A 4,279-nucleotide genomic window follows, 5' to 3' on the forward strand; every position below is an offset into this window, starting at 1 on the left:
GAAAATTCAATCAGACCGTTTGTCGTCGGAAGAAAAAATTGGCTCTTTAGTGACACGGTGGCGGGCGCCAAGGCAAGTCTCAACCTGTACTCGCTGATCGAAACCTGCAAGGCCAACGACATTGATATATATCGGTATCTGGTCGATCTGTTCAAGGCGTTGCCGTACGCAAAAGTCGCCGACGACTACGAAGCATTGCTGCCGTGGAAGCTTGGCACGCCCGCTCGTAAGCCGACCGTTTAATCGCTAACCTATCTGACCTAACACCGCAACGGGCGGGTTCGTTGACCGCTTACGCCAGAGGCGCTTCCAGTCGCGCTACGCGCGCCTTCCAGCGCCTCTGGCGCAACTGCATTCGCATCAGCTTTCTTCGACATGAACTACTCCAGTTTGGAACACACGTTTTACCCCAAATCTGTGTCCAAAAAAACCGGAGGCGCCGCATTTTTTAGCGCGACTTTCGGGTCGCGTCTTTTTGAATTTTCTTAAAATCAAGCAAGCCAGAATTTATTAAGTAGTTTTAATTCCGTAAGCGACGCAGAAAAAACTGCGGCCACCTGGATCAAAACAGGTGAACACACGCTGTGCGCGACAACACGCCAATCGGAGAACGAGCAACAACCGGTTGATACACGCGTCCCCTGCGTCAGAAGCCGGTCCACGGACGTTTTGATGACGTTCACCATCGGCGGGGCAGCCTGGTTCCCCGGGGTAGCACCTCGCATAGTGTGGGAGGGTTCGATTCGAACACTCTCACATCGAACTGCATTTAACTAGCGCTTGCCCATCGTCAACGACGACCGTCACCTCATGGCGCTGAAGCGGCTACGGGCGCGCCCGAATTTGCCTTATGTTCCGCGTTCTGCAAATCCTGCGGATAGTTGCTTTGGTCCCGGCCTGGCTTGTAACCGTTTTTCTCCAGCTTCTTCAGATCCGCCGTGCGCGCCGCACGCGCCTCCTTGCGCTCTTTTTTGCGAACCTGCTTTGGCGTCGAGGCGGAGGTGGCCGCGCTTTGCGCAGATGTTGAGGTCCGTTAATAACGCTAGCCATGTCCATAGGGACGCTAATCGTGCCCGTTAATTCTGCTAGCGAGGCGCCCTGCCAATTCGTCCGACATAGCGTGGAGAAAGTAATTCAATGCTTCGCCCATTCGAATTTGCACACTGCCCAAAAACAAGGTGTTTTCCGACTGTTGCACCAACCTTTATTTAGGATACCTTCATATCATTCGGAAAATTGAAGAATAACGCATTAGCGGAATTGCTGGGCAGGCCCAACGCGCTAGCAGAATTAACGAACATCTCCGCGCCTGCCCGTTGCCGAAACGCAACATCGTCCAACGCGCCGATTCCCCTTCAATCCCTCCCTGGACATGCTTCACAGCGATTTTCCTGCTAGGGAAGGTCTGAACAACGCGTTTTTAAGCACGACATTTTGTTTCAACGACAGTTTGTCGTGGCGAAGGTCGGTAGGATGGGGAGCATTGCCTAGGTAAGCGCGACGAGTCCTGATCCAAGCTCATCGCATGCTGCATTTTTCACGCTTTTCGCAACGACTTACGTGCCATCCACAGATTGCCCAACGCAAACAGCGTCGTGATTTGAGCGGTGTTTTTGGTCAGCCCGCGGTATCGCGTTTTCATGTAGCCGAACTGTCGCTTGAGAACTCGGAACGGATGTTCCACCTTCGCGCGAATGCCTGCTTTCAAGCGCTCGAACTGATCGTATATCGCATCAATGGGGTCTTTCAGGTTTAGCTTTCGTCGCTTACCGGGCCGCATCGCGACGTGCCATCGTACTGGGCGTGCTTGCTCACGCTTCTCGATACCCTGATAACCCGCGTCAGCGTACACATCCGTTTCTTCGCCGTGCAACAACGCCTGCGCCGAGTTGATGTCGTGCACGTTTGCCGCCGTTCCGATGACGGTATGCACCAGGCCCGACTCCGCGTCCACGCCCACATGGGCCTTCATTCCGAAGTACCAGTTGCGGCCTTTCTGCGTGGGCTGCATCTCCGGATCTCGTGTGCCCGAGCCGTTCTTGGTCGAGCTCGGTGCTGCTATCAAGGTGGCGTCAACGGCTGAGCCTGCCTTGAGCATCAACCCCTTATCAACCAGAATCTCATTGACCAGTGCAAGCATTTGGGCAGCGATTCCATGCGTTTCGAGAAGATGCCGAAATCAAAGAATCGTGGTCTCGTCTGGCAAGCGGGCCATGCCACCATCGAGGCCCGCAAATTCGCGATATAGCGGCACGTCGTACAAAGCTTCTTCCATCGCCGGGTCCGACAGCCCGAACCACTGTTGCATGAAGTGGATTTGAAGCATCGTCGCCACAGGAAATGGCGGTCGCCCCGTCTTACCTTACGGGTAATGTGGCTCGATTAAGGCAATCAACTTTGACCACGGCACGACTCGCCTCATCTCGTCGAGAAACTCCCGTTTGCGCGTGCGCTTCGTCGACAAATTCAAGCCAAGATGAAGTTGCGTCATCGCATTACCCCGTTTCAGTCACTGCGTTTAGAGTAGTACACGCCGCTCCCGATTGCAGTTTTGCAGATGGTATGGACGCCTCCCCCCGGAAGCGGGCCGTTGCGATCGCGTTCGCCCGAAATGTGAGAAGGTAATCATGCTCGTCAACCGTTCTTCAAGGAGAATCCGAAATGAAGCTCATGATCATTGGGATGGACATTGCGAAGCAAGTGTTTCAACTGCATGCAGTCGATCCACAAAGCGGCCAAGTCGAACGATTCAAACTCAAACGTGCACAAGTGCTCGAGTTCTTCGCGAAACGGGCGCCATCAACTGTCGTGATGGAAGCCTGCGGAAGTGCTCACGACTGGGCGAGGCGATTGCAAGCACTCGGACATGAGGTGAAGCTCATATCTGCTCGCTCGGTACGTCCGTTTGTACTTCGGAACAAGACTGATGCGGCCGACGCGCGAGCGATATGCACCGCTACTCAACAGCCAGAGGCGCGTTTCGTCGCGGTCAAGAGCGAAGCTCAGCAGACCGTTCTGGCGATACATCGGGTGCGAGCTCAACTGATGAAGTTTCGCATTATGCAAACTAATGCATTACGCGGCTTGCTCTATGAATTCGGTGAGGTTTTGCCTGAAGGCTATCGGGCCTTCAGCAAAGTGTTTCCAGCCGCGCTGGCACGCGCCGCTGAACGTCTGCCGGCCATGCTCATCGACAGCTTAAGGGAACAATGGGCGCGCGCCCAGGATACTGATCGAGAAATGGCAGTACTAGAGCGAAGTCTCAATCACTTATTTCGGCACAATCTGGATTGTCAAAAGATTGCCGATATTCCCGGCGTAGGACTTCTGACTGCAACAGCAACGGTCGCGGCTATAGGCGACGTCCGCACCTTCAAATCGGGCCGCGAATTTGCGGCCTGGTTGGGGCTCGTGCCGCGACAGTCTGGAACCGGTGGCCGGGTGCGGCAGATGGGTTTGAGCAAGCGGGGCGACACTTATTTACGCACCCTACTAATGCACGGCGCGCGCTCGGTGATTATCCAGGGGGAACGAACGGATTGGGTCGACGGGTTGCTCAAGCGTAGACCATTCAACGTAGCGGTTGCCACTGTCGCAAACAAGTTGGCAAGAACCATCTGGGCAGTACTGGCGCGACCGGAAAAATATCAGGCTTCACCGACTGCAAGGGCTTAGACGCGACGATTCAAAACATTCACAACTTCTTCAAGGAGCGCAAGCAAGTGCTGCATGATGGCTAACAGGTTGGACCGGGGCGAGGAAAACCCGATAGGGAAGATAAACCATTGCGTTCGATTTGCAGATGAGGACCTCGCCAGCGAATTCCATTAGGGCCAGCAGGCAGCTACCAGCCTGCACCAAAGGGCCGGACATAAGCGTGCTGCCTAAACCTGCCAGTCAAATCGTGGAACTGTTTGCAATCCGGGAGGCGTCCACATGTGCGACGTGAAGTCGCGTAAGTAATTGTTTCAGCCGATCTCGGCGAAGAAACCCGCTGTTCCGTCGGCGGTAGCCTACCGATGCATGCGTGGCTGGTAACGGCCGGGTGTGAAGCCATCGGAACAACGTAACCCGCCCCTCGGGGCAGCGACAAGTCGCGAGATGAGTCGTGATCTGCGAGCACCAATGCGGATGGATGCCAGGCTCAGCGGTATGACCAACAGATGTGAACTGCCATTTAAACATCGTCAGCCTCAACAAGCCAAAGGTGCTGACAGGCTTGAACCAAAAGGTATGTGGCCGGATGCTCCCGTATATGGTGGGGGCACACGGACAGCAG

2 protein-coding genes and 1 pseudogene are annotated in these 4,279 nt (G+C 54.9%); 2 read left to right on the forward strand and 1 reads right to left on the reverse strand.

From position 1 onward, the window contains the following. On the forward strand, positions 1–243 hold a 243-nt coding region (locus tag BSU04_RS25795), incomplete at its 5' end, for a transposase domain-containing protein (RefSeq protein ID WP_144021259.1). 1,294 nt (positions 244–1,537) lie between these two features. On the opposite strand, the pseudogene BSU04_RS25805 reads toward BSU04_RS25795, so the two are convergent. After that, positions 1,538–2,491: pseudogene (locus BSU04_RS25805) on the reverse strand (IS5 family transposase). A 170-nt stretch (positions 2,492–2,661) separates the two neighbouring features. Here BSU04_RS25805 and BSU04_RS25810 point away from each other — a divergent pair. Then, positions 2,662–3,675: an IS110 family transposase gene (locus tag BSU04_RS25810; RefSeq protein WP_089163240.1), complete on the forward strand. Its 1,014-nt coding sequence runs from the start codon at positions 2,662–2,664 to the stop codon at positions 3,673–3,675. The last annotated feature ends 604 nt before the right edge of the window (positions 3,676–4,279 follow it).

The organism is Caballeronia sordidicola, from assembly GCF_002220365.1.
Taxonomy (GTDB): domain Bacteria; phylum Pseudomonadota; class Gammaproteobacteria; order Burkholderiales; family Burkholderiaceae; genus Caballeronia; species Caballeronia sordidicola_C.